20 protein-coding genes are annotated in these 24,534 nt (G+C 62.3%); 9 read left to right on the top strand and 11 right to left on the bottom strand.

The window, feature by feature from the left end; translation table 11 throughout:
* Positions 1-2: 2 nt before the first annotated feature.
* Positions 3-1,547, bottom strand: coding sequence for an MFS transporter (locus tag E9677_RS10250; protein ID WP_136557982.1), 1,545 nt, complete (start codon positions 1,545-1,547; stop codon positions 3-5).
* Positions 1,548-1,657: 110 nt separating this feature from the next.
* The gene (locus E9677_RS10255) at positions 1,658-2,086 is read right to left on the bottom strand and encodes an SRPBCC domain-containing protein (RefSeq protein WP_136557983.1); all 429 of its coding nucleotides are present in this window, start codon (positions 2,084-2,086) and stop codon (positions 1,658-1,660) included.
* A 108-nt stretch (positions 2,087-2,194) separates the two neighbouring features.
* On the opposite strand from E9677_RS10255, the gene E9677_RS10260 reads away from it, so the two are divergent.
* Positions 2,195-3,052 carry a DMT family transporter gene (locus tag E9677_RS10260; protein ID WP_136557984.1) on the top strand — a complete coding sequence of 286 codons (858 nt, stop codon included), beginning with the start codon at positions 2,195-2,197 and terminating at the stop codon, positions 3,050-3,052.
* A 22-nt stretch (positions 3,053-3,074) separates the two neighbouring features.
* On the opposite strand, the gene E9677_RS10265 is transcribed toward E9677_RS10260, so the two are convergent.
* The 5 genes from E9677_RS10265 to E9677_RS10285 form a co-directional block, all read right to left on the bottom strand.
* On the bottom strand, positions 3,075-3,260 hold the full coding sequence (locus tag E9677_RS10265; RefSeq protein WP_136557985.1) for a hypothetical protein: 186 nt from the start codon (positions 3,258-3,260) through the stop codon (positions 3,075-3,077).
* 133 nt (positions 3,261-3,393) lie between these two features.
* Entirely contained in the window at positions 3,394-3,588 is a 195-nt protein-coding gene (locus E9677_RS10270; RefSeq protein WP_136557986.1) for a DUF2283 domain-containing protein, read from the bottom strand.
* The gene (locus E9677_RS25860; protein ID WP_168801164.1) at positions 3,585-3,803 is read right to left on the bottom strand and encodes a DUF4258 domain-containing protein; all 219 of its coding nucleotides are present in this window, start codon (positions 3,801-3,803) and stop codon (positions 3,585-3,587) included. The genes E9677_RS10270 and E9677_RS25860 overlap by 4 nt, the downstream gene beginning before the upstream one ends.
* Positions 3,804-3,849: 46 nt before the next feature.
* Positions 3,850-7,344, bottom strand: coding sequence for a carbamoyl-phosphate synthase large subunit (gene carB / locus E9677_RS10280; RefSeq protein ID WP_136557987.1), 3,495 nt, complete (start codon positions 7,342-7,344; stop codon positions 3,850-3,852).
* 209 nt (positions 7,345-7,553) lie between these two features.
* Entirely contained in the window at positions 7,554-8,507 is a 954-nt protein-coding gene (locus E9677_RS10285) for a phosphatase PAP2 family protein (protein WP_136557988.1), read from the bottom strand.
* Between the two features lie 170 nt (positions 8,508-8,677).
* On the opposite strand from E9677_RS10285, the gene E9677_RS10290 reads away from it, so the two are divergent.
* Entirely contained in the window at positions 8,678-9,403 is a 726-nt protein-coding gene (locus E9677_RS10290; protein ID WP_235882902.1) for a DUF1868 domain-containing protein, read from the top strand.
* A gap of 70 nt (positions 9,404-9,473) precedes the next feature.
* Here E9677_RS10290 and E9677_RS10295 read toward each other — a convergent pair whose 3' ends face one another.
* Positions 9,474-11,834 (bottom strand): methyl-accepting chemotaxis protein, encoded by a 2,361-nt coding sequence (locus E9677_RS10295; protein ID WP_136557990.1) that lies wholly within the window; start codon positions 11,832-11,834, stop codon positions 9,474-9,476.
* 225 nt (positions 11,835-12,059) lie between these two features.
* Between E9677_RS10295 and E9677_RS10300 the strand changes: the two genes are divergently transcribed.
* Entirely contained in the window at positions 12,060-13,544 is a 1,485-nt protein-coding gene (locus E9677_RS10300) for an amidase (protein ID WP_136557991.1), read from the top strand.
* On the opposite strand, the gene E9677_RS10305 is transcribed toward E9677_RS10300, so the two are convergent.
* The gene (locus E9677_RS10305) at positions 13,545-14,570 is read right to left on the bottom strand and encodes a zinc-dependent alcohol dehydrogenase family protein (RefSeq protein WP_136557992.1); all 1,026 of its coding nucleotides are present in this window, start codon (positions 14,568-14,570) and stop codon (positions 13,545-13,547) included.
* 175 nt (positions 14,571-14,745) lie between these two features.
* Between E9677_RS10305 and E9677_RS10310 the strand changes: the two genes are divergently transcribed.
* Together E9677_RS10310 and ypfJ are read left to right on the top strand one after the other, a co-directional pair.
* Entirely contained in the window at positions 14,746-15,414 is a 669-nt protein-coding gene (locus E9677_RS10310; protein ID WP_136557993.1) for a glutathione S-transferase family protein, read from the top strand.
* A gap of 121 nt (positions 15,415-15,535) precedes the next feature.
* Positions 15,536-16,462, top strand: coding sequence for a KPN_02809 family neutral zinc metallopeptidase (ypfJ, locus tag E9677_RS10315; RefSeq protein ID WP_136557994.1), 927 nt, complete (start codon positions 15,536-15,538; stop codon positions 16,460-16,462).
* 13 nt (positions 16,463-16,475) lie between these two features.
* On the opposite strand, the gene E9677_RS10320 is transcribed toward ypfJ, so the two are convergent.
* Positions 16,476-16,955, bottom strand: coding sequence for a DUF2938 domain-containing protein (locus E9677_RS10320; RefSeq protein ID WP_136557995.1), 480 nt, complete (start codon positions 16,953-16,955; stop codon positions 16,476-16,478).
* 290 nt (positions 16,956-17,245) lie between these two features.
* On the opposite strand from E9677_RS10320, the gene E9677_RS10325 reads away from it, so the two are divergent.
* On the top strand, positions 17,246-18,658 hold the full coding sequence (locus E9677_RS10325; RefSeq protein WP_136557996.1) for an MATE family efflux transporter: 1,413 nt from the start codon (positions 17,246-17,248) through the stop codon (positions 18,656-18,658).
* 34 nt (positions 18,659-18,692) lie between these two features.
* On the opposite strand, the gene carA is transcribed toward E9677_RS10325, so the two are convergent.
* Positions 18,693-19,898: a glutamine-hydrolyzing carbamoyl-phosphate synthase small subunit gene (gene carA / locus E9677_RS10330; protein WP_136557997.1), complete on the bottom strand. Its 1,206-nt coding sequence runs from the start codon at positions 19,896-19,898 to the stop codon at positions 18,693-18,695.
* A gap of 319 nt (positions 19,899-20,217) precedes the next feature.
* Here carA and E9677_RS10335 point away from each other — a divergent pair, with 319 nt between their 5' ends.
* The 3 genes from E9677_RS10335 to E9677_RS10345 all read left to right on the top strand — a co-directional run bounded on the left by E9677_RS10335 (position 20,218) and on the right by E9677_RS10345 (position 24,248).
* Positions 20,218-20,670, top strand: a complete 453-nt coding sequence (locus tag E9677_RS10335) for a GatB/YqeY domain-containing protein (protein WP_136557998.1) — start codon at positions 20,218-20,220, stop codon at positions 20,668-20,670.
* Positions 20,671-20,863: 193 nt separating this feature from the next.
* Positions 20,864-22,858, top strand: a complete 1,995-nt coding sequence (gene dnaG / locus E9677_RS10340; protein ID WP_136557999.1) for a DNA primase — start codon at positions 20,864-20,866, stop codon at positions 22,856-22,858.
* A 106-nt stretch (positions 22,859-22,964) separates the two neighbouring features.
* A complete protein-coding gene (locus tag E9677_RS10345) occupies positions 22,965-24,248 on the top strand; it encodes an adenylate/guanylate cyclase domain-containing protein (protein WP_328591138.1) in 1,284 nt (427 codons plus the stop codon).
* The last annotated feature ends 286 nt before the right edge of the window (positions 24,249-24,534 follow it).

Here is a 24,534-nt window from a genome sequence, read left to right on the forward strand (position 1 = left end):
TTTCAGTGGCCGCCGATACGGCTTTCGTCGAGCTCCGTCCGCGCGTAGACGCGGGCAGCGACAGCGGCGAGCAGGAGCAAGGTTACGGTCGCCAGCGCGCAGCAGAGGGCGAATCCTCCGGCAAAGCTGTCGCGCGCCAGTCCGATCCAGGGGGCGGCTTCGTTACCGGTGTTACGGGCGATTTCGAGTGCCGTGCCGAGGGCCGAGATGACGGAGTCCCTGTCTACCGCGGAAAGGCCGCTCAGGTCTGCATTTTCCATGCCGAAACGGTAGAAGAGCGTGCCCAGGCTGCCGAGGACCGCCACACCCAGCGCACCGCCGAATTCCGCGCTGGTTTCCGATATCGCGGACGCCGAGCCGGCGCGCTCCGGAGGCGCGGTGCCAACGATGAGGCCTGTCGTCGTCAGGATGACGGGAACGAAGCCGAGGCCCATGATCATGCTGGCGCCGAGCACACCGACCAGGCTCGAATGCCAGGCGGCGACCGCCATCAGGCCGGTACCGAGGGCGTTGACCACAAGTCCCAGCAAGACGGTCTTGACCGGTCCCAGCTTGTTCGTCACGCGCCAGGCCTGGAAAGACATGACGGTGAAGACCAGAGAAGAGGGGATGGACCAGAGAGCGGCCTTGAGCGGTGTGAGCCCGATCACAAGCTGCAGATAAAGGTTCTGGAACAGGAAGATGCCGAAGATGAAGAAGACGCCGGCGAGATTGACCACCAGCGAGGCGCTGAAGGCGGGGATCCTGAAGAGTGCGAGATCGATCATCGGGTGTTCCAGTACCTTCTGGCGCTTGACGAAGACAACGCCGACGGCAAGGCCGAACAGGATCGGCAGGAGCTGGACCAGTTCGAAGCCCTCGGCCGCCATCTTCTTGAAGCCGTAGACAACCGGCAGGACGGTCAGAAGGGATAGTGCGACGCTAAGCAGATCAAGGCGGCCGGCATTCTCATCCTTGTATTCCGGCAGCAGGAAAGGCGCACTTGCCAGAAGCGCTGCCATGATCGGGACGTTGATCAGGAAGACCGATCCCCAATGGAAATATTGCAGAAGCACCCCACCGATCAGCGGGCCGATCAGGCCACCGAGCGCGAACGCCGTTCCCCAGATGCTGATTGCCCGGTTGCGTTCGTGCTCGTCGCGGAAGAGGTTGACGACGAGCGATAGGGTGGAGGGGGCAATGGTGGCGCCGGCGATGCCGAGAAGGGCGCGTGCGACGATCAGCATCGAGGCAGTGTTGGCGAAGGCTGCAAAGACCGAGGCTGCGCCAAAGAAGAAGGCGCCGATCAGGAGCACCTTGCGCCGGCCGATGCGGTCGCCAAGCGTGCCCATGGTGACGAGGAAGCCGGCCACCATGAAGCCGTAGATGTCGTTGATCCACAGAAGCTGGGTGGCCGACGGGTCGAGGTCGGCCACGATCGCGGGCATGGCGAGGAACAGGACCGAGAGGTCCATCGAGTAGATCAGGCAGGCAATGGACAGGATCAAAAGACCGATCCATTCCCGCCGCGTCGCCTTTGCTGCGACAGCGTCAATCGTGACGGACATGAGGATATCTCACAGTTCAAACCGCTGCAGATTGCCGTAGCCGAAGACTTTCGACAAACGTCAAATTTTGATGGAACGCTTCTCGCAAACTGATCGGTCGACAGGCCGGCTCAGAGGCCGAGTTCCGCTTCCAGACGGTCGAAATTCTGCTGATTGGCGGCGGCGATGAAATGCTCGATCTCGCGGTTTTCAGGCGTGTCGTCGAACTGCATGCGCCAGACGAGACGCGTGCCGGTTTCCACCGGTTCGAACGTCATCTCCAGGGTGAAGACATGCATCGGCTCGTGGTGGAGCGCGAGGATGCGCTTGGGCGCCTCGATCGCCTGGAAGGTCCAGCGATTGTGAAAGTCGGTGCCTTCAATGGAGGTCATCGTAATCAGCCATTCGCCGCCGGGGACAAAATCGAACTGTGTGATGCGATTGGCGAAATCATGCGGGCCCCACCACCGCGCCAGGCATTCCGGATCGGCGAAGGCAGCGAAAAGCGCCTCGGCAGAGGCATCGAAGTGGCGTTCGCTGACGATCTCAAGTTTTTCCATGGGGTCTTCTCCGCAGTCTCGGCTTGTCAGGTGCCGCTAGTCGCGTTTAACACGAGGCACAACCTGCAGGAAGAGGTGGGAGCCGGGCAGGCGGCGGAGGAGAATTCAGTGCAATCGACATTCGTTCTGACCGCGGTGGCCATGCTCGCCTTTGCGGCCAATTCCCTGCTGGCGCGCGAGGCGCTGGGGACTGCCTCGATTGAAGCCGCCGGCTATACGGCGGTCCGGATCATGTCGGGTGCTCTCGTGCTTTACGCGCTGCTGCGGCGTGGGGGCCTCTCCAGGGATGACGCGCGACCGGTCCTTCCCGGAGACTGGTGGGCCGCCGCAGCGCTCTTCGTCTATGCCATCGCCTTTTCGGCGGCCTATCTGTCGCTGGGGGCCGCCACTGGCGCTCTGATCCTGTTTTCCTCCGTACAGGCGAGCATGCTGGCCTGGGGGCTGGCAAAAGGAGATCGACCGAGCGGTCGGGAACTGATCGGCTTTGCCGTCGCCTTCGCGGCCTTCGTCTATCTCATCCTGCCGGGCGTCGGGCGCCCTGATCCGCTCGGCAGTGTCCTGATGATCGCCTCCGGCGTCGCCTGGGCGATCTATACGCTGAGGGGGCGCGGATCGCGGGATCCGCTCGGCGAGACGGCGGGCAATTTCGTCCGCGCCTCGGCCTTCTGCCTGCCGCTTGTCGGTTTCGCCCTGATCTACGAGACCGCATCGATGACTGGCATCGCGCTGGCGCTTGCCTCCGGCATCGTCGCGTCCGGTCTCGGCTACTCGATCTGGTACAAGGCGCTTCGGGGCATGAGTACATTCCAGGCGGCGCTCATCCAGTTGTCAGTGCCGGTGATTGCGGCGCTCGGTGCGATCCTCTTCCTCGATGAGCGGCTCACGCTCCATTTCGTCGTCGCGGGTGCCTGCGTACTCGGCGGGATCGCGTTTGCCATTCTCGCCAAGCAGAAACGGCAGGTGTGAAGGTCGGCATTTCCGAGCACGATCAGCCGAAGAGTTCGATCAGCCCCGAGATAACCGTTGCGCCACCAATCGGTGCGACGAAGAGCAAGACGATGTTCAGCGCGACGATCCATGCCAGTGCCTTTTGCTGACGCGGGGTCAGGGTAGGGCGCTCCGGTTCGGCGGGCGGCTCGGGCGGCGGCGTATAGTTCTTGAGATCGAGAAACATGGCGGTGGAGCCTGTCTCATTTGCCGGGTAAGAAGGATGTTCTCCTTCATTACATAGGTGTCAGAGACAGATTTCCACTCCACAACGGGTCGCTTCAGAACGCTCGGGGAGGCTTGATCACATTAGAGCAATTTTACGCTGCGTCTTCGAGTGCTGCTGCTGGCAGATTGGCACGGGCATTGAGAACTTCGAGACCGACGATCCGGCCGTCGCGATCATAGTCGAGCATGATGCCTTTAGACACTTCCTCGGTCTCCAGCACCGGCTCGGTCGAGAAGCGGACATAGGCAGCGTCGGCGGCGGCATCATATTCAAGCTTCGGCTTCATCGGGGCATCCGTGCCTTGCGATCGAGGAATGCCGTGATGATACGGATTTCGGTCGCCGTTTCCAAGCAGATTACCCGCATGATCCGATCATCGCGTTGCGGGATGCGCCGGTAACGCCTTTCGGTCGGCGGACCGGATGGATCCGCCTCGTGCCAATCGGGCTCTCTGACCGTAAGTTCGATCCATGATCGATCGAGTTGCCGCTCCGAAATCACCGTTTCCGCATGGAGGGGTGAAATGGAGCGGCTTCATTGCTCAGCCTCAGAAATAGCTCTGAAGCGGGCGCACCTCGAGCTGGCCGCCCTTCAGTGCCCGGATGGCTTCGGCCGCGGCAAGGGCTCCTGCCATGGTCGTGTAGTAGGGCACCTTCTGCATCAGGGCGGCGCGGCGCAGCGACTTCGAGTCCGAGATCGCCTTGTTGCCGTCGGTCGTGTTGATGACCAGCTGGACCTGACGGTTGCGGATCGCGTCCTCGATATGCGGACGTCCCTCAAGCACCTTGTTGATCTTGATCGCCGGAATGTCGTTTTCCGCGAGGAAGCGCTGGGTGCCGCCGGTTGCCATGACCTTGAAGCCGATCTGCGTCAGGATCAGGATGGCCGGCAGGACGCGGGCCTTGTCCTCGTCGCGTACCGAGACGAAGACCGTGCCGTCGCGTGGCAGTTCGACGGATGCGCCGAGCTGGCTCTTGGCGAAGGCGAGCGCAAAGTCGGTGTCGAGGCCCATGACTTCGCCGGTCGAGCGCATTTCCGGGCCGAGCAGCGTGTCGACGCCGGGGAAGCGGGCAAACGGGAAGACGGCTTCCTTGACGGCGATGTGGTTGAGGTTGCGCGGATCGGGCTTGGCGCCGTAGGCGGCAATCGCATCATCAAGCTTTTCGCCCGTCATGATGCGTGCGGCGATCTTGGCGATCGGGGCGCCGATGGTCTTGGCCACGAAGGGCACCGTGCGCGAAGCGCGCGGGTTGACTTCGAGCACGTAGATCACGTCGTCCTTGATGGCGTACTGGACGTTCATCAGGCCGCCGACATTGAGTGCCTTGGCCATGGCGGCCGTCTGGCGTTCCAGCTCGTCGAGCGTTGCCTTGGAGAGCGAACGCGAGGGGAGCGAGCAGGCGCTATCACCCGAATGGATACCGGCCTCTTCGATATGCTCCATGATGCCGGAGACGAAGACATTCTCGCCATCGCAAAGCGCGTCGACGTCGACTTCGATGGCGTTCGTCAGGTAACTGTCGAAGAGCAGCGGGTTCTTGCCGAGCAGGGTGTTGATCTGGCCGGTCTTGTCGTTCGGGTAGCGCTGCTTGATATCCTCAGGGACCAGACCCGGAACCGTGTCGAGCAGGTAGGACTGCAGCATCGATTCCGAATGGATGATCTGCATGGCGCGGCCGCCGAGCACGTAAGATGGGCGCACGACCAGCGGGAAGCCGATTTCGGTCGCGACCAGCCGGGCCTGCTCGACCGAGTAGGCGATGCCGTTGTTCGGTTGCGCCAGATCGAGCTTCATCAGCAGCTTCTGGAAGCGGTCGCGGTCTTCCGCGAGGTCGATCATGTCGGGAGCGGTGCCGAGGATCGGGATGCCGTTCTTTTCTAGCGCTTCGGCGAGCTTCAGCGGGGTCTGGCCGCCGAACTGAACGATGACGCCGACGACTTCACCCTTCTCCTGCTCGGCACGCAGGATCTCGATAACGTCTTCGGCCGTCAGCGGCTCGAAATAGAGACGGTCGGAGGTGTCGTAGTCGGTCGACACGGTTTCCGGGTTGCAGTTGATCATGATCGCCTCGAAGCCGGCGTCCTTCAGGGCGAAGGCGGCGTGGCAGCAGCAATAGTCGAACTCGATGCCTTGGCCGATGCGGTTCGGACCGCCGCCGAGGATGACGACCTTCTTGCGGTCGGAGACCTGGGCTTCCGAGCGCAGTTGCCCGACGAAAGGTGTCTCGTAGGTCGAATACATGTAGGCCGTCGGAGAGGCGAACTCAGCCGCGCAGGTGTCGATGCGCTTGAAGACCGGACGCACATTCAGGCCGTTGCGGAGTTCAGCGACTTCCTTCGGGCGCTTGCCGGACAGCGAGGCGAGGCGGGCATCCGAGAAACCCATGGCCTTCAGCATGCGCAGGTTTTCGGCATCTTCCGGCAGACCGTGTTCGCGCACGCGCGCTTCCATGTCGGTGATCGCCTTGAACTGGGCGATGAACCACGGATCGATCTTGCAGCCTTCATGGACTTCTTCCGGCGACATGCCGAGGCGCAGTGCCTGGGCAACCATGCGCAGGCGGTCGGGGGTCGGCGTGCCGATGGCGGCGCGGATGGCGTTCCTGTCGTCGCCACCATCGCCATTGGAGCCGAGGCCCGGGATTTCGATTTCGTCGAGGCCCGTGAGGCCGGTTTCGAGACCGCGCAGCGCCTTCTGCAGCGATTCCGCGAAGGTGCGGCCGATCGCCATGACTTCGCCGACCGACTTCATGGCGGTCGTCAGTGTCGTTCCGGCACCGGGGAATTTTTCAAAGGCGAAGCGGGGGATCTTGGTGACCACATAGTCGATCGACGGCTCGAAAGAGGCCGGCGTCGCGCCGCCGGTGATGTCGTTTTCCAGCTCGTCGAGCGTGTAGCCGATAGCGAGCTTGGCGGCGATCTTGGCGATCGGGAAGCCGGTTGCCTTCGAAGCGAGAGCGGACGAGCGCGAGACGCGCGGGTTCATTTCGATGACGACCAGTCGGCCGTCGGCCGGGTTGACGGCAAACTGCACGTTCGAGCCGCCGGTCTCCACGCCGATCTCGCGGAGGACCGCGATCGAGGCGTTGCGCATGATCTGGTATTCCTTGTCCGTCAGCGTCAGTGCCGGCGCGACGGTGATGCTATCGCCGGTATGCACGCCCATCGGATCGATGTTCTCGATCGAGCAGACGATGATGCAGTTGTCCGCCTTGTCGCGGACGACCTCCATTTCATACTCCTTCCAGCCGAGAACCGATTCTTCGATCAGAACTTCGGTGGTCGGGGAGGCGTCGAGGCCGGAATTGATGATCTCGTAGAATTCCGAGCGGTTGTAGGCGATACCGCCGCCGGTGCCGCCCATGGTGAAGGACGGGCGGATGATGGCGGGCAGGCCGACGACGTCGAGGGCCTGGGCGGCAATGGCCATCGCATGGGCCATGTAGCGCTGCTTGCGGTCGGTCTCGCCGAGGTTCCACTGGTTTTCGAGTTCGTCGAGAGCTGTGTCGAGCTCGGCGCCTGACAGCTTGGCTTTCAGCTCGTTGCGGGCGGCCTCATGCGTCTTGCGGTCGGCGTCCTTGATCTCGGTCGCGTTGGCGAGCATTGACTTCGGGGTTTCGAGGCCAATTCGGGTCATGGCTTCGCGGAAGAGGGCGCGGTCTTCGGCCATGTCGATGGCGGCGGGCTTGGCGCCGATCATCTCGACATTGTAGCGATCGAGAACGCCCATGCGCTTCAAGGAGAGCGCGGTGTTCAGCGCCGTCTGGCCGCCCATGGTTGGGAGGAGGGCGTCCGGGCGCTCCTTGGCGATGATCTTGGCGACGACCTCAGGCGTGATCGGCTCGATGTAAGTGGCGTCGGCGAGGCCCGGATCGGTCATGATGGTGGCGGGGTTCGAGTTGACCAGAATGACCCGGTAGCCCTCTTCCTTCAGCGCCTTGACGGCCTGCGTGCCGGAATAGTCGAATTCGCATGCCTGGCCAATGACGATCGGGCCTGCGCCAATGATGAGGATGGACTTGATATCTTGGCGCTTGGGCATGGCTCTATCCGTTCTTTGACCTGCGCGAAAAACCGGCCTGGGTGAGGGAGGTCACCGGCCGGGCGCAGAGAGATGGTCTTTTCAGGCTAGAAGCGGCTTATAGGGAAATGTTCGATCGGAAGGAACCCCATATTTGCAGCCTCAGACAGGAAAGTTGGGGAGGGGCGCGGGGGCATATCTCACTTCATCACCAAGCGGCTTTGCCGCAATTATCTTGATGCAGCGTCGTCTGCCGCCAAGTTACGCATCCGCCGACGCAGGATGGGCGGAGCTGTGACGGCCAAGCGCTTTACGAGGAGGAGTGCGGCGAGCGCCAGGACGACGCCGGCCAATACATCCACGAGGTAGTGACCGCCATGGGTGAGAGTGGAGGTGATCATGCCGATGTTCAAAAGAAGAATTGGATAGCGAAGCCAGCGCAGAGACAGCATGCAAGCGGCGCAAACGACGGCAGTAGCAGTGTGGACAGAGGGAAATGTGAGAATGCCCTGTGCTTGGTTCAGCGACAAAACAAAATGGTCTTGGTCACGCACAGCATGAAACTGCTCGAGAAATGCGAACCCAAATTGCGCGTTAATGGCCCGCAGGCTCGTCCCTTCGATTCCATACGTGATGTTCGCTGCGACGGCGGGAAACCAGATCGAGACGAAACTGGCGACAAAGCAGACTATTGCATAGGCGAGCACAAGGCCGAACCCGCGTGCTGCTTGTCGCGCAAGGATCAATATGATCGGGAGGAGCACTAGTTGGAAAGCGAAGGATGCATAGGCCTGAATGAGCAGCCATGCGACCCATGGTTGAGAATCGACCCACCGGATGAACGCTGCGCCATCGAAGCCGACGGCCCGGTCGGCATCCACTAAGATCTCATCGGCAAGGGGACGCCCCAACGAGGTAGCGAGATAGGATGCAATGAGTCCCAGAATCGACAAAACAATGCCGATTGCCAGCGTCTCCATCACGTGCGCCCAGCTGTGAAACTGGCGACGTGCGCAGATGATGCCTGTTAAGATCAAGACGGTGAGGCTCGTCGCTGCCGGTCTCAGGGATGCATAGTCCACGGAAATCTTGGATTGGGATAGCAAAATAGCGTTGATGATGATGCTGGCGAGCATGGTGATCAACAACCATGCACGCAGGTTTACTGCCTCCCGCGTCAGCATCCCTCGTCTCCTATATCCTTGCCGTCGATATTGTGTGCCGTGGATACCTTAAGAATGCGTTGGAGATGGCTCATATCCTGGAGGCCATAGGCAACAGGCACAGCATCGCGTCACATCGAGTTCACATACCATTGATATCCGGGCGCTCTTTTTTTCGAGGGTTTGCCACATTGCGTCCAGATCTCACCGTCTTTCCCGATCACCTGCGTTTCGCCTCTCGCTCTCGAAATCCAGGCCCCATTCCACATCTCGGGAAGCGCTACGATGAATCCGGAAAATTTCTCTCAGAACGCGGTAATACAGTAGTCTGCCATCTCCTCGAGAACTCTCAGAGTGCTGCCGCCATCCTCGATGCCCGCGCCCGCTATCAGGCGATGCCTGGTGCCGACAAACTCGCGTTCACAGCTGCCTCCAGCCTGCACATGACGCTCTTTCAGGGGATCATCGAGACCCGGCGGGAGCTGCCTTATTGGCCCGCAGATGTGCCGGTGGAGACGCCGGTCGACGACATGACGGCGATCTTCATGGATCGTCTGGCGCATTTTCGGCCCGGAGAAGCCTTCGCCGTGGGGGTGATCCATGCGACGCCGAACGGTCTGACGGTCGATGGGGTCACGCAGCGCGACCGGGATGTTCTCAAAGACTGGCGCAATCGCTTCGCTGATCTTCTGGGTTACCGGCATCCGGACCACGAGACCTATGTGTTCCACATCACCTTCGCCTACATGATCGAGCGGTTCGACGATGTGACCATGGCTGAGTGGGTGCCGTTCCTGGACGAGATCGCACAGGACATCCGACGGCGTTCGCCGGTCATCGAACTCAGGGCGCCTGCCTTCTGCGCCTTCGACGACATGAACCACTTCGAAGAACTGATGGTCTTCGATCCGGAGTGAGCCGGACACTGCCATAAGAAAATGGCGGGTCGAGCCCGCCATTTCGTCGTTTCGGTCTCTTGGGCAGAGCTCAGAATTCCTCCCACTCGCTGCCGCTCGGGGCGGGTTTCGCGCCCATGGCCGAGGCGATCTTGCCGGCGAGCGCGCGGGCGGGCGAGGTGACGGGGCGGGCCGTTTGGCTCGCCGCAGCCGGACGTGCAGATGCGACGGCCGGGCTGGCAAAGGATCTGGCGGCCGGGGACGAGGTCGACACCGGCCGCGTTGCCGAGCCGAGGTTGAACTGGGCGAGGCGGGCCGAGAGAGACTGCACTTCGGTGACCAGTGTGTGCGAAGCTGCGTTGGTCTCCTCGACCATCGCGGCGTTCTTCTGCGTGCCCTGGTCCATGATGTTGACCGCCGAGTTGATCTCGGCCAGTCCGGTCGACTGCTCGCGCGCGGCTTCGACGATGGCATGCACGTTTGTGTTGATCTGCTGAACTTCGGCAACGATGGCGGTTAGGGCTTCGCCGGTTCGGTCGACGAGCGAGACACCGTGTTTCACCTGTTCGCCGGAGGCTGTGATCAGGGTCTTGATCTCCTTCGCCGCATTGGCCGAGCGCTGGGCGAGTTCGCGAACTTCCTGGGCAACGACGGCAAAACCCTTGCCGGCTTCGCCGGCGCGCGCTGCCTCGACACCGGCGTTGAGTGCCAGCAGGTTCGTCTGGAAGGCGATCTCGTCGATGACGCCGATGATATTGGAGATGGACTGCGAGGACTGTTCAATCGCGCTCATCGCATCGATGGCGGAGCGCACCACATCGCCGGAGCGTTCGGCGCTTTCCTTGGTGCGGCTGACCTGCTGTCCGGCCTCTTCAGCGCGCTGGGTCGATTCCTTGACCGAGCGGGTGATCTGCGACAGCGCCGCCGAGGTCTGTTCGACCGATGCGGCCTGCTGTTCGGTGCGGCGGGCGAGGTCGTCGGCGGCCGAGCGGATCTCGTTCGAGCCGTTTTCGATCGTGGCCGCGTTGTCGCGGAAGGAATTCATTGCGGCGCGCAGCTTCTCGATCGAATCGTTGAAGTTGCCGCGGATTTCGTCGAGGGCCGGCGAGAAGGGCTTGTCGAGGCGCACCGTCATGTCGCCGTCGGAGAGCCGCGCGAGGCCCGCGCGCAATTCGTCGACCACGAGGCGGATCTCTTCTTCGCGGGCCTTGTGGCCCTTGGAGCGTTCGACGCGTTCGATCTCTTCCTGCTCGAAGCGGGCTTCGGCCTCTTTCTCCAGTTCGATCTTCTTGCGGTTGCTTTCCAGCAGGACCTGGAGCGACCGGGATAGATCGCCGAGCTCGTCGCCGCGATCCTTGTCGGTGAGCTCGACGTCCAGACGGCCGGCCGCAATCTCGGTCGTCTGGCCGATGACCCGGTTGATCCGGCCGACGAAGCGGCGGGCAAGCAACCAGCCGACGACGATCAGCAGGATGGTGGCACCGGTGATGATGAGGGCCGAGGTGGAAATCGTCTCTGTCAGGGCGCCGAGCACCGTCGCGCTCGGGACCGAGACGACGACATTCCAGACGGCACCGGGGAAGGGCTCGATCGGGACTGCGACCGCCATGCGTTCGATGCCGTCCTTGTCGACGATGGTGCCGACGCTGCCGGGTGCTTTCAGGACCGCTTCCCAGGCCGTGGCATCGACACCACTGTCCTTCAGCGGCTGGCCCATCACATCCTTGTCCGGATGGCTGACGAAGGCATTGGCAGAGGAGAGGAGGGCGATGTAGCCGTCGCCCAGCGGTCGCTTCGCGGCGAGATCCGTCGCCGTCTGGTCGAGATCGATGTCGGCGCCGATGTAGCCGACCGACTTGCCCTGATCGAAGATCGGGACGGAGACCGTTGTCATCAACACGTCCTTGCCGTCCACCGGATAGACGTAAGGCTCCATGAGCACGGATTTGCCGGTCTTGACCGGCAGCTGGTAGTAGTCGCCGGCGCCCGGCTTGTCGTAGTCGACGAGGACGTCGGTCTTGATGACGCCGCCGGAGCGGAAGATGTAGGGCACGAAGCGGCCCGTCGCGTCATGGACCGGCTTGCCGACGAAATCTGCATCCTTCCCGTCGAACGTGTCGGGTTCCCAACCGGTGGAGACGCCGATCGCGCCCGGATAGGCTTCGAGCGCGCCGGTCATCAAGGCCATGGCGGTGCTGCGGTCGGCAAGGCCATTGGCGCGCAGGGCCTCGACGGAGGTCCGCATGCCCTCGACCATCTGGTAGGATGCCTTCAGGCTCTGTTCGATGTCGCCCGAGGCATCGGATGCGGCCACGCGCATCTCGTTGATGCCGGCTTCGCGGATGTGATCATAGGTCAGCCCGACCAGCGTCGCGGCAACGCCTATGGTGGTTATGACGCCGAGTCCGACTGTCGAAAAGATGTTCCGGCTCGTGGCGGATCTGAAGAGCATGGGCCGTTCCCTCATTAGCCTTGCAATGTCACGGCGCAACGGTCCGCTGTAAGAGCAGACCTCGCGCATTTGAGACGAACTCTAAGAGCTCATGGTTAAGTAGTTCTTTATATTCGACTGATCCGGTAGGCTCCGTGGGGCTTGCCTTGTGCTTTGGATGGCGAAACAGTTCGTCAGCGAATCCATTCGAGACGGGGCGGAGACGTCACGGAGACGGGGCAGGGCATGTTCGAAGACTACGGCAATCACGACGGCATGGGATTGGCGGAACTGATCCGCCGGGGGCAGGTTTCGGCGGCCGAGGTGCTCGAGGCGGCCATTGCCCGCATTGAACAGGTCAATCCGCAGCTCAATGCGGTGATCCGGCCGCTCTTCGAGGATGCACAGAGGCAGGTTGACGTCGGGATCGGTGACGGACCGCTCGCAGGCGTGCCGTTCCTGATCAAGGATCTCCTGGCGCAGGTCGATGGCGTGCCGACCGGAAACGGCAATCGCCTCTGGGCTTCTCGGAATGCTACCGGCGACAGCGAGCTTGTTAGGCGCTGGCGTGCTTGTGGCCTTGTCATCGCGGGCAAGACCAACACGCCCGAGTTCGGCTTGACGCCCTATACCGAGCCCGGTGCAAACGGTCCGGCCCGCAATCCATGGGATCTGGCGCGGACGCCCGGCGGCTCGTCGGGCGGTTCTGCTGCTGCCGTCGCCTCCGGCATGGTGCCGATCGCTTCGGGTGGCGACGGTGGCGGCTCGATCCGCATTCCGGCTTCCGCCTGCGGCATCTTCGGGATGAAGCCGACGCGCGGACGCACGCCGGCTGGCCCGTTCATCGGCGAGGCCTGGTCAGGCTTTGCCGGCGAACATGTGCTGACGCGCTCGGTTCGGGACAGTGCCGCCGTGCTCGATGCGACCCACGGGCCGGATCGCGGTTCGCCGCATCCGCTGCCGCTGCATGAGGGCAGGTTTCTCGATGCCGTTCATCGGGCGCCTGCAAAACTTCGGATTGCGGTTTCCCGCGAGCCCATGCTCGGCAGGGCCGTCGCACCGGAGGTGATCGCAGCCTTCGACGAGGCAGTGGCGCTGCTGATCGAACTCGGTCACGAGGTGATCGAGGCTGCACCGCCCGTCGAGCGCGAGGCCTTCTCCATGGCTTTCCTGACGGCGCTTGCCGGGGAACTCCGTGCCGACATCGAGTTTACCGCGAAGACTTTCGGCGTGAAGATCCGGCCCCGTGACTATGATGCCTCGACCTTCGGCATGGGGCTGCTGGGCGAGGGGTTCACAGCGGCCGACCTCATCACCGCGCATCGCTATCTGACGCTCTCGGCCCGTTCCATTCTCGGTTTCTTCGATGATGTCGATGTGTTGATGACGCCCATTCTGTCGTCATTGCCGGTGAAGATCGGCGCGCTGCAGCCGAGTGCGATCGAGACGAAACTTCTGACGGTGCTCGGTCATGTCGGGGGCGGGCGCTTGCTCAAAAAGCTTGGTATTGCCCAACAACTGGCGGCACAGACCTTTGAGTTCATTCCCTGGACGCCGGTCTTCAATGTCACCGGCCAGCCGGCCATGTCGGTTCCGACAGGCTGGTCGCCCGAAGGCTTGCCGATCGGTATGCAGTTCGTCGGCCGCTTTGCCGACGAGGACACGCTGTTTTCGCTTGCGGGCCAACTGGAACAGGCGCGGCCCTGGAAGGACAAGCGCCCGCAGCTTTGATCAGAGACCGGGAACGACGAGGACCTTGACCTCGCCCGGTTGCGGCGGGTTGGCGACGACCTCGGGGGCCTCGTCGAGCGAGACCCTGCGCGAGATGAGCTTCTCCACTTCGATCTTGCGACAAGCGATCAGGTCCGCGGCGCGGCGATGCGTGAAGGGATTGAGGAAGGAGGTGACCAGTTTCACCTCCCGAAAGAGGAGGTCGAAAGGCTCGATCGCGACCGTTTCGCCCTGGGGCATGACGCCGAGGATGACGGCTGTGCCGCCGGGACGCACGAGTTTCGTCGCCTGGATCACCGTTTCGCCGACGCCGGCGCATTCGAGAACGACATCGACACCGCCCGGGACGAGGCCCGTTTCGCCTGCAATCTGTGTAATCACGTCACCCGCTGCCGGATCGACGCTGGCCGTGGCGCCGAGGTTTTCGGCAAGGTTGCGGCGGCTCGCCTGTCTGGTCACGAGGATGACTGTGGTCGCGCCTGCGAGCCGGGCCAGCTGGACCGTCAGCAATCCGATGACGCCACCGCCGAGAACCACGACCGATGCGCCGGTCTTGATTTCCGCGAGATCGATGCCGTGCAGGCAGCAGGCGAGAGGTTCGCAGAAGGCACCGTGCATCGGGTCGAGATCGGCGGGAAGAAGGAAGGCCTGCTTCTGGGGGACGATGACGTAGTCGGCGAAGCCCCCACCGCGGTGGATGCCGATGGCCCTAAGGTTGCGGCAGAGATTGACGCGGCCACCCACGCAGTGGCTGCAGCGGCCGCAGGCGATGTTCGGGTCGCCGGTGATGCGATCGCCGATGGCAAAGCCGGTCACACCTGCGCCGAGCTCTTCGACGATGCCGCTGAATTCATGGCCCAGTGTCACGGGTGGTGTGCAGGGAAACTCCCCCTTGAAGAGATGCCGATCGGTGCCGCAGACACCGCAGGCCTCGACCCTGACCAGGAGATCGTCCGGTCCGGGCATCGGCTTTTCGACCTCGCGGGTGAACAGCCGGCCAGTCGCCTCCAGTCGCATCGCCTTCATATGTCACTCCTCCCAAAGTGCGGTTTCGGAAAGACTCGCATGCGGGGCAGTGTCTGCCAAGTGCTCGCTCGCTGCGATCCGGCGGCCGTTTTCGAGAAACTGGGACGTCCGGCTCGACGGATGTGTCCACGGCCACTAGATAGTTCAATCAATGACAATCCAAGGATCTTCCCTGATGATCACCGTGCATTACCTGGACAATTCCCGCGCCCACCGCATTCTCTGGCTGCTGGAAGAGCTCGGGCTCGACTACCAGGTCAAGGTCTATCATCGGACAGAGGAGTATCTGGCGCCGAAGGAGCTCAAGGCCGTGCATCCGCTCGGCAAGTCGCCTGTCATCGAGGACAATGGACGGGTGGTCGCAGAAAGCGGCGCGATCATGGAGTATCTGATCGAGACCTATGGCGGCGAGGGCTTGCGACCTGCCGCCGGCACCGATGAGCGGCTGCGCTATCGCTACTGGATGCATTACGCCGAGGGCTCGGCCATGCCGCTTCTGGTGATGAAGCTGATCTTCGCCCGCATTCCGGGGCAGGTTCCCTTCTTCATCCGGCCGGTGGCCAAGATGATCAGCCAGGGCGTGGCGAAGAAGCTGATCGATCCGCAACTGGCCGACCATCTCGATCTCTGGATTGCCGAGGTTGGCAAGGAAGGCTGGTTTGCCGGCAAGGATTTTTCGGCCGCCGACATTGCCATGAGTTTTCCGGTCGAAGCCGGGACGACCCGGATTGCCGGGGCCAAGGACACGACAGTGCTGCGCGGCTGGATGGAACGGATCCGCGCGCGGCCGGCCTACCAGCGGGCGCTGGCGCGCGGCGGCAAATACGGCTACGCGAAGAGCTGAGTGACGGCAATTCGCCCCGGTCGCGGGCCTTGCCGCGCAAGAAACGCTTCACGTCACTGGCGTCGTGGAACAGTTCCGCTATCTTCCCATTGTTAGATGCGTGAGCGGGAGAGGAAGCGTCATGGAATGGAAAGGCCGTCGGCAGTCGGACAATGTCGAGGATCGGCGCGGCCAATCGAGTGGCCGGGGTCTGGGGCGCAACCCCTTCGGCCGTTCCGGCATACAGCTCCCCATGGGCGGGCGCCGTGGCGGAGGCTTGAGCTTCGGGACGATCATCTTTCTCGTCATTGTCTATTTCGTGCTCAAGGCGATGGGCATAGACATGCTGCAAGTCCTGGGCGAGGGCAATGTCGGTGGTTCAGGTTCCGGATATGAGCAGTCGATCGGACAGCGGCCGGCGGGCCAGTCCAGCGACGACACGACCGCTTTTGTCCGCACAGTTCTGGCAGAGACGGAAACCACCTGGAATGCGATCTTCTCCGCCTCCGGTGAGCAATACCGGGAGCCGACGCTGGTGCTTTTCGGGGGTTCCACATCCTCGCCCTGCGGCCAGGCCTCGTCGGCCACAGGTCCGTTCTATTGCCCGGCTGACAGCAAGGTCTATCTCGACACGGAATTCTTCGACCAGCTCGAACAGAAGTTCGATGCGGCCGGCGATTTTGCCCAGGCGTATGTCATCGCGCATGAGGTCGGACATCACGTGCAGAATCTGACGGGCGTGCTGCCAGAATTCAACCGTCAGCGTCGATCCATGGGCGAGCGTGAGGCGAACCAGATGTCCGTGCGCGTCGAGCTACAGGCCGATTGTTATGCCGGTATCTGGGCCAAGTCCGCCGACAAGGAAGGTATCCTGTCCGACGGCGATCTCAAGGAAGCGTTGAATGCCGCGCAGCAGATCGGCGACGACACCTTGCAGAAGCGCAGCCAGGGTTATGTGGTGCCGGATGCCTTCAACCACGGCACGTCCGCCCAGCGGATGAAATGGTTCAAGCGCGGCTATGACAGCGGCGATGTGGGCGCCTGCGACACCTTCTCCGGCGCGATCTGACGCGCCGGTTTCCTCACCGAATGAGCAGCGCCGTCAGCCAGAGGCCGAGGCCGAACACTGTGTGTGCCACGAGGTTGAGGGCACGGACCTTGGTGGGGTTCGGGGTCTTAGAGGCTGCCCAGCCGATCCCGAGGCCCGGCTGAAGCAGGAACCAACCGGCGGCGACCGTGGCGATTGCCCAGATCCAGGCGGGCAGGAAGGTCGGCTCCGCGAACCAGGTCGGCCCGACGAGCAAGGCCAGCATGATGCCGTAGGCGATGCCGACGGCGTAGTGCGAGATCCAGCCGAGGGCCAGTTCATGTTTGTAGGGTTCCGCATCCGCGATGGTGTCGTGGAAGACCCGTCCGGACTTCAGATGGTAGAACCAGCGTCCAACCGGCGCCCAGTTGGGCTTTGGCTGCTTGAAGACCACAGTCAGAATGGCCGCCCAGATGTCCATGGCGACGGTTGCTCCGAAGCCGATGATCGCGCCGCGCCAAATCAGTTCCAACATGTCTCGATCATTCTCTCGCTGCTTTCAGGGGAGGAGACCATAAGCGCGTTCCGGTGAAGCAGAAAAGGTCGGTTTCGCTCGCTTCCGTTCCCGGTTCGCGTTTTTGATCGACATCGACCAGGCAAACCGCCAGGAAATGGCGGATTTTTCATCAATATCTCTGATGCATTGCGCAAAAATTCTGCACTCTGGTGATTTCGTCTTGCTGGAATGCCTATTGCCGCTTATCCCGTTGCGACATGCCGCTCGCCAGTATCCTGGAAGCGGCTTTTTTCGTTGAGATCCAAGCCATGCACACCGATATCGCCACGCTCGAAACCCACAGCCATGCACCTGTTGGCGCCGGCACCTGGATGTCGCACATCCGCGCGACGCTTTCGCTCGGCATTCCTCTGATTGGGGCCCAGCTGGCGCAGCTCGGCATCCACACGACGGATGTGGTGATCGTGGGGCAGCTGGGGGCCGTGCCGCTGGCCGCCATGGTGCTCGCCGGCCAGTTCTTCTTCACCCTTTTCATCTTCGGCTCGGGCTTCTCCATGGCTGTCATGCCGATGGTGGCGCAGGCCTATGGCCGGGGTGATGTCGTCTCCGTCCGTCGCTCCATCCGCATGGGCATGTGGGTCTCCATCCTTTACGTGATCCTGACGATGCCGCTCTTCTTCAATGCCGAGGCGATCCTGCTGGCGCTTGGCCAGAAGCCTGAAGTTGCGGCGCTTGCGGCAAACTATGTCTTCATCATCCAGCTCGGCCTCTTGCCGGCGCTTCTCTTTGCCGTGTTGCGTGCGTTGGTGAGCGCGACGGGACGGGCGCGGATCGTGCTCTGGGTAACGCTCGGCATCCTCTTGCTCAATGCCATTCTCGCCTATGCGCTGGTGCTCGGTCATTTCGGCCTGCCGGCGCTCGGCATGACCGGTGCCGCGATCGTTGCCGTCATCGTGCAGTGGGTGAGCTTCGTGGCGATGGTCATCTATATCCAGACCCGCGACGAGACGAAGCGCTACGAGCTCTTCATCCGCTTCTGGCGACCCGACTGGCAGGCGTTTCTCGAGGTACTGCATCTCGGCATGCCGATCAGCGTCACCGTGCTGGCCGAAGTGAGCCTGTTCAGCGCCGCCTCGCTGCTGATGGGCCGGATCGGGACGATCGAACTCGCGGCGCATGGCATCGCTTTGCAGCTCGCCTCGATCGCCTTCATGATCCCACTCGGTTTGGCGCAGGCCGCGACCGTCCGGGTCGGGCTCGCCCATGGACGGGGCAATTATCCGGAGCTGGTGCGGGCGTCGATCACGGTGCTGGCGATTGCCGGACTGCTGTCCCTGTCCGGCGGGATCCTGTTCCTGCTCGTGCCGGGTCAACTGTCGGCCGCCTTCATCAACGAGAATGCGCCGGCCGCGGCCGATGTGCTCGCCTTTGCCGGGCCGCTTGTCATGGTGGCGGGGCTGTTCCAGCTGGTCGACGGGTTGCAGGCGATTGCGGCGGGGCTGTTGCGTGGGCTGAAAGATGCGCGTGTGCCGATGATCCTGGCGCTCGTCGCCTATTGGCCGATCGGCTTTTTCCTTGCCTGGCTCATGGCCTTCCCGCTCGGCATTGGTGGCATCGGCATCTGGTACGGTTTCTGCCTGGGGCTCGCGAGTGCCGCGGTCATGCTGAGCCTTCGTTTCTACCTGAAGGTCCGGCATGAAATGCAAACGGCCCGGGAATAAGCCGGGCCGTCATCTTCAACCTGTCTGAAATCGCTCAGCGTTCGGCAAGTGCCGGTTCGCCCTTGTTCTCGCGCACCATGTTGATGAAGCGGCGGAAGAGGTAGTGGCTGTCCTGCGGGCCGGGAGAGGCTTCCGGGTGATGCTGCACGGAGAAGACCGGCTTGCCCTTGAGGCGCAGGCCACAGTTCGTGCCGTCGAAGAGGGAAATATGAGTCTGTTCAACGTCTTCCGGAAGCGACTTCGAGTCGACCGCGAAGCCGTGGTTCATCGAGACGATCTCCACCTTGCCGGTGGTGAAGTCCTTGACCGGGTGGTTTGCACCGTGGTGGCCCTGATGCATCTTCTCGGTCTTTCCGCCAAGCGCCAGGCCCAGCATCTGGTGGCCGAGGCAGATGCCGAAGAGCGGCTTGTCGCTCTTGACCAGGTTCTGGATGACGGGGACAGCATATTCGCCGGTCGCGGCCGGGTCGCCCGGTCCGTTGGACAGGAAGACGCCATCCGGGTTCAGCGCCAGAATGTCTTCAGCTGAGGTGTTGGCGGGAACGACGGTGACCTTGCAGTCGAGGCCGGCAAAGAGGCGCAGGATATTGCGCTTCACGCCGAAGTCGACGCAGACGATGTGGTACTTGGCATCCGCGGCGCCGAGTGTCGTGTGTCCTTCGGTCCAGTTCCATGCCTTCTCGTCCCAGACGGAGGACTGACCGGAGGAGGCGACCTTGGCGAGGTCGAGGCCTTCGAGACCGCTCCAGGCCTTGGCTTCGGCCTTCAGGGCCTCGATGTCGAAGACGCCGTTCGGGTCGTGGGCGATGACGGCGTTCGGCGCGCCGTTCTCACGGATCCAGGCGGTCAGTGCGCGGGTGTCTACGCCGGAGAGGCCGATGATGCCGCGGCTCTTCAGCCAGGCGTCTAGATGGCTGGCTGAACGATAATTTGATGGCTCCGTGATGTCGGCCTTGAAGATGGTGCCGACCGCGCCGTGGCGTGCAGCCGGCGTCAGGTCTTCGATGTCTTCGTCGTTGGTGCCGACATTGCCGATATGCGGGAAGGTGAAGGTGACGATCTGGCCGAGATAGGAGGGATCGGTGAGGATTTCCTCGTAACCGGTGAGTGCCGTGTTGAAGCAGACCTCGGCCTGGACCTTGCCCGTCGCGCCGATTCCGTGGCCTTCGATGACCGTGCCGTCGGCGAGAACGAGAAGGGCGGTCGGCTTGCGGGTCGTCCAGGGGGCTGTCGCGGTCATGGTCGTTCCTTCTTCGCCCGCGTGCCGGCCCCTTGTCGGAGCGGTATCGCAGGACCATTTATGTTGCAGATCGAGGGCGCGCGAAGTCGCGCGTTTTCAGCCCTGATGACAATTTTGCGTGCAGGTGCCGAGCAATAGACGCATCGCGTGGCGAGGTCAATTCCGGAGTCGCTTGTGCTCCGGATTTCTCCCAAGCCATTTCAATGGTTTGTTCAATTCGTTTGCACTGCAGCAGATGTCTGGCTAAGAGAACCACTCAAACAAACACGGAAAAGCCACAATCGCCACAGGGCGGCGAGGCTTTTCACCGGAGAAGAAAATGCTACGCGACACGCTCGCCAACTCGCTGAAAGAGGCCCAGAAGGCCAAGGATGTCCGCAGAACTTCGACCGTGCGTCTGATCCAGACCGCGATCAAGGACCGTGACATCGCTCATCGCGGCACCGGCAAGGATCCGGTCAGCGACGATGAAATCATGCAGATCCTGATGAAGATGATGAAGCAGCGCGACGAGTCTGCCCGCATCTATGCGGACAACAACCGTCCGGAGCTCGCCGCTCAGGAGCGCGAGGAAATCGAGATCATCAAGTCGTTCATGCCCGAGCAGCTTCCGGAAGAGAAGGTACGGGAGCTTTGCGCTGCCGTGATCAACGAAACCGGGGCTCAAGGGCTGCGCGACATGGGCAAGTGCATCAGCACGCTCAAGGAACGCTATTCGGGCCAGATGGATTTCGGCAAGGCCTCTGGCGTGGTCAAGGACCTGCTCAAGTAAGGCTCACGTCTTCGCATTTTCGGCGCCGCCTTCGGGCGGCGTCTTGCGTTCAGGGCTTGGAGCGCTTTTGCTCGTCGACCAAGTGGCGCAGGACTTCAGATCACGTTCTGTGAATAACGGGTACGGCGCGCGAAAGCCTTGGCGCTCTGCGCGCGGCGCGCCTATATGGAGGATCAGCTTCCCAGGGATACAGATGCGCTTTTCCAATGACTTCCTCGACGAGATCCGTGACCGCGTGCCGATTTCGGCCGTCGTGGGTCGTCGCGTGACCTGGGATCGCAAGAAAACCAATGTGTCGCGTCAGGATTATTGGGCCTGCTGCCCCTTCCATGGCGAAAAGAGCCCGAGCTTTCACTGCGAGGATCGCAAGGGGCGATATCACTGTTTCGGCTGTGGGGTGTCCGGTGACCATTTCCGCTTCCTGACCGATCTCGAGGGTTTGAGCTTCATCGAGGCCGTGCAGCAGGTCGCCGACATGGCCGGCATTGCGATGCCGCAGCCCGATCCGCAGGCAGAGCGGCGAGAGCGGGAACGCACGACGCTGCAGGACGTCATGGAGATGGCGACGCAGTTTTTCCAGGATCAATTGCAGACGGCAAATGGCGCAAGGGCACGCGCCTATCTGCGCGAGCGGGGCTTGTCCGGTCGGACGATCGAGACGTTTCGGCTTGGCTATGCACCGGAAAGCCGCAATGCGCTGAAAGAGTACCTGGCATCCAAGGGGGTGCCGAAGGAGCAGATCGAGGCCTGCGGGCTTGTCGTGCACGGACCGGACATTCCCGTCTCCTATGACCGTTTCCGCGACCGCATCATGTTTCCGATCCTGTCGTCGCGCGACAAGGTGATAGCCTTCGGCGGGCGCGCCATGGCGGCGGATGCTATGGCGAAATATCTCAATTCCAACGAGACCGAGCTCTTCCACAAGGGCAACGTGCTCTACAACTTCTCGCGTGCTCGCCGAGCGATGCAAGGGGCGGATGGGGCCGATACGCTGATTGCCGTCGAAGGCTATATGGACGTGATCGCACTCTATCAGGCGGGGATTGAGAATGCTGTCGCCCCGCTCGGTACAGCGCTCACCGAAAATCAGCTGCAGCTGATGTGGAAGACGACGCCTGTGCCGGTGCTTTGCTTCGATGGTGACGGCGCGGGCCAGCGGGCAGCGTTTCGCGCGGTTGACCTGGCACTGCCACACATCAAGCCGGGGCAGTCGCTGCGGTTCGCCATGCTGCCTGACGGCAAGGATCCTGATGACCTCGTCAAGCGTGACGGGCGCCAGCCTTTCGACCGTGTCATGGGTGAAGCCCGGCCTCTCGCCGAGATGGTCTGGATGCGCGAAACGCAAGGCGGCGGTTTCGATACGCCGGAAAAACGGGCGGAGCTCGAGGCGAAGCTCAAGCAGATCGTGAATGTGATCGGCGACGAGAATGTGCGCCGTCACTACCAACAGGACGTGCGTGACAGGCTCTATGGGTTCTTCCAGGCCAGTCAGCCGGGGCGCGGCGAGCGGGGCAATTTCCAGGGCGGCGGACGCGGCCAGGGGCAGGGCGGTCGTACCGGTGGGCGGCCGCCGGGTCCGGTCGCATCCAGTCGTGGGGCCATTTCGGATCGGCTCGCGCGCTCGGGGCTCGTGCGCGGCGCGCTCGACCAGCCGACGCTGAGAGAGAGCGTGCTGGCGCTCACCATCGTCAACCATCCGCGCTTGCTCGAGGACGAGTATGACGAGATCGCCTCGATTGATTTCGAGAATGTCGGGTTGCAGAAGATGTGGTCGTCGCTGTTGACTGCGGTCGCCGAAGCCGGCGCGTCCCTGACGCGCGAGGTGCTGATCCAGAAACTGGAGGCTCACGGTCACGGGACGCTGCTCCGCGCAATCGATCAGCAGATCCGCAATGCACGCCTCTGGATCGCGACCGAGATCGCGGCCTCCGAGGATGCGCGCGAGGGCTACGGCCAGGCACTCTCGCTCTACAAGCGGGCGCGCGCGCTGAAACGTCAGCGCATGGAACTCGAGCGCGAGGTCGCAGAGGCGACAGAGACGGATGATGGCGCCCGCATCGAGCAGGTGATCAGCGCGCTGCATGAGGTTCAGCTTGAGGTGACGCGCATGGAAAACCAGGAGGCGATCATCGATGGTTTCGGCGTGATGTCCGGCCGCGTCAAGGGTGCGGCCATAGGGCACGGCTGAATGTAATCGTTTGCATAAATCTGTTGCGCCCCGGCGCCAAATGCGGGATTCAGGTGCTGAACAATTCTCACCGGATGCAAGAGTGTCGCAGCCCGAATTCGACTTTATGGCCCAGAACGGGCGCAAATCACGCTCGTTCTGGCGTTTGCCGAATGCAGTCTGGTGGGTGGCGAGGATCGGGACGGCGGGGTATCCGCCACGGATACGTCGCAGATTGGCGGTGACGAACGTGATTGCGGCGATGGTCAGCCTGATGACCATTCCCTATATCCTGCTCTATGCACTCTACGACTGGTATGGGCTGCTGCCGGCGATCATCGCCTTTTCGCCTCAGCTCGTCTTCTATGCGCTGACCCCCTATTTTCACCGCTATGGTCCGATCTCGGGTGCGCTGTATCTGTGCACCATGTGGCTGATCTTCGGGGTCGGCTATTGCATGTTTTTCGGCCGCGATTCGGGGCTGCACTTTTATTTCCTGCCGGGGGCTGCTGCCTCGCTGCTGGTCTTCGGCTCGGAGCGCCTGTTCATCTCGGCCTGTGTGACGACTGGCGGATTGATCGCCTTTCTCGCGACGGAGGTCCTGTTCGTTGAGCCGCTCAGCTTCATCCGTGTCGAGCCGATCTTTCTCGACACGCTCTACTATCTGACCGTCCCCTTTGCCTTCCTGCTGATCTTCACGACGTCCTTTTTCGCGTTCAAGGAGGCGGCGCAGGCTGAAATGGCGCTCGAGTCCGAGCACCAGTTTTCGGAGCGCCTGCTGCAGAATATCCTGCCACAGGCCGTGGCCGTCAGATTGCGCGATCACCGGACCCAGATGGTGGCTGACCAGATTCCGTCCGCGACCATCCTGTTTGCCGATATCGTCGATTTCACGCCGCGTGCGGCGCGCTGGGAACCGCAGCAGGTCATTGCATTCCTGGGGCGGGTCTTCGGGCAGTTCGACGCGATTGCAAGCGCCCACGGCCTGGAGAAGATCAAGACGATCGGGGACGCCTACATGGTCGCCGGCGGGCTGCCGGAGCCGCAACCGGATCACGAGGCCATGGTCGCGTTGATGGCGCTCGAATTGCTGGCCTGCTGCCGGCGGATCTCGGAGCAGGTGGGAGAACCGGTCGAGGTGCGGATCGGTCTCGACACGGGGCCGGTCGTCGCCGGCGTCATCGGGCCGAACAAGCTGCTCTACGATGTCTGGGGCGATACGGTGAACACGGCCGCGCACATGGAATCGCATGGCGTCGCCGGGCGCATCCAGGCGGCCGACTGTCTCAAGTCGAGGCTCGAGGACCGGTTCGATTTCGAATTGCGTGGCGAGATCGAGGTCAAGGGCAAAGGCCCAATGCGGGTCTGGTTCCTGACAGGGGTCAAGGCGGATGGAGTCTTGTCCACGTGACGTGCTGCTGAAGCGGTCTGCCCCTTGTTTCTCGGGCGAGACGCCTTACATCTGCGAAGATCGGTGATAAAGACGCCGTTAGACGGCTTGTTTTGTTGATTTTCTCGATCCGGCCTGCGGAAAGGCTTGACGCCAGGAAAAATTGTGGGAATCACCAATCCAAGCACACAAGGGTGAAGTGGGTTCGGACGGATCTCTGGTATGGTGACCGGTCATGCAGTCTATCACGAGTTCGGCGCTGCGACCGCAATGCCCTTAGTTAATCAGGAATTAAGCAACACTCCGT

This window comes from Peteryoungia rhizophila (assembly GCF_004912145.1).
In the GTDB taxonomy this organism is placed as follows: Bacteria; Pseudomonadota; Alphaproteobacteria; order Rhizobiales; family Rhizobiaceae; genus Allorhizobium; species Allorhizobium rhizophilum.

Coding starts and splice junctions, on each gene's coding strand:
- E9677_RS10250 (WP_136557982.1), bottom strand. CDS start 1,547: ATGTCCGTCACGATTGACGCTGTCGCAGCAAAGGCGACGCGGCGGGAA.
- E9677_RS10255 (WP_136557983.1), bottom strand. CDS start 2,086: ATGGAAAAACTTGAGATCGTCAGCGAACGCCACTTCGATGCCTCTGCC.
- E9677_RS10265 (WP_136557985.1), bottom strand. CDS start 3,260: ATGTTTCTCGATCTCAAGAACTATACGCCGCCGCCCGAGCCGCCCGCC.
- E9677_RS10270 (WP_136557986.1), bottom strand. CDS start 3,588: ATGAAGCCGAAGCTTGAATATGATGCCGCCGCCGACGCTGCCTATGTC.
- carB (WP_136557987.1), bottom strand. CDS start 7,344: ATGCCCAAGCGCCAAGATATCAAGTCCATCCTCATCATTGGCGCAGGC.
- E9677_RS10285 (WP_136557988.1), bottom strand. CDS start 8,507: ATGCTGACGCGGGAGGCAGTAAACCTGCGTGCATGGTTGTTGATCACC.
- E9677_RS10295 (WP_136557990.1), bottom strand. CDS start 11,834: ATGCTCTTCAGATCCGCCACGAGCCGGAACATCTTTTCGACAGTCGGA.
- E9677_RS10300 (WP_136557991.1), top strand. CDS start 12,060: ATGTTCGAAGACTACGGCAATCACGACGGCATGGGATTGGCGGAACTG.
- E9677_RS10305 (WP_136557992.1), bottom strand. CDS start 14,570: ATGAAGGCGATGCGACTGGAGGCGACTGGCCGGCTGTTCACCCGCGAG.
- E9677_RS10310 (WP_136557993.1), top strand. CDS start 14,746: ATGATCACCGTGCATTACCTGGACAATTCCCGCGCCCACCGCATTCTC.
- ypfJ (WP_136557994.1), top strand. CDS start 15,536: ATGGAATGGAAAGGCCGTCGGCAGTCGGACAATGTCGAGGATCGGCGC.
- E9677_RS10320 (WP_136557995.1), bottom strand. CDS start 16,955: ATGTTGGAACTGATTTGGCGCGGCGCGATCATCGGCTTCGGAGCAACC.
- E9677_RS10325 (WP_136557996.1), top strand. CDS start 17,246: ATGCACACCGATATCGCCACGCTCGAAACCCACAGCCATGCACCTGTT.
- carA (WP_136557997.1), bottom strand. CDS start 19,898: ATGACCGCGACAGCCCCCTGGACGACCCGCAAGCCGACCGCCCTTCTC.
- E9677_RS10335 (WP_136557998.1), top strand. CDS start 20,218: ATGCTACGCGACACGCTCGCCAACTCGCTGAAAGAGGCCCAGAAGGCC.
- dnaG (WP_136557999.1), top strand. CDS start 20,864: ATGCGCTTTTCCAATGACTTCCTCGACGAGATCCGTGACCGCGTGCCG.
- E9677_RS10345 (WP_328591138.1), top strand. CDS start 22,965: ATGGCCCAGAACGGGCGCAAATCACGCTCGTTCTGGCGTTTGCCGAAT.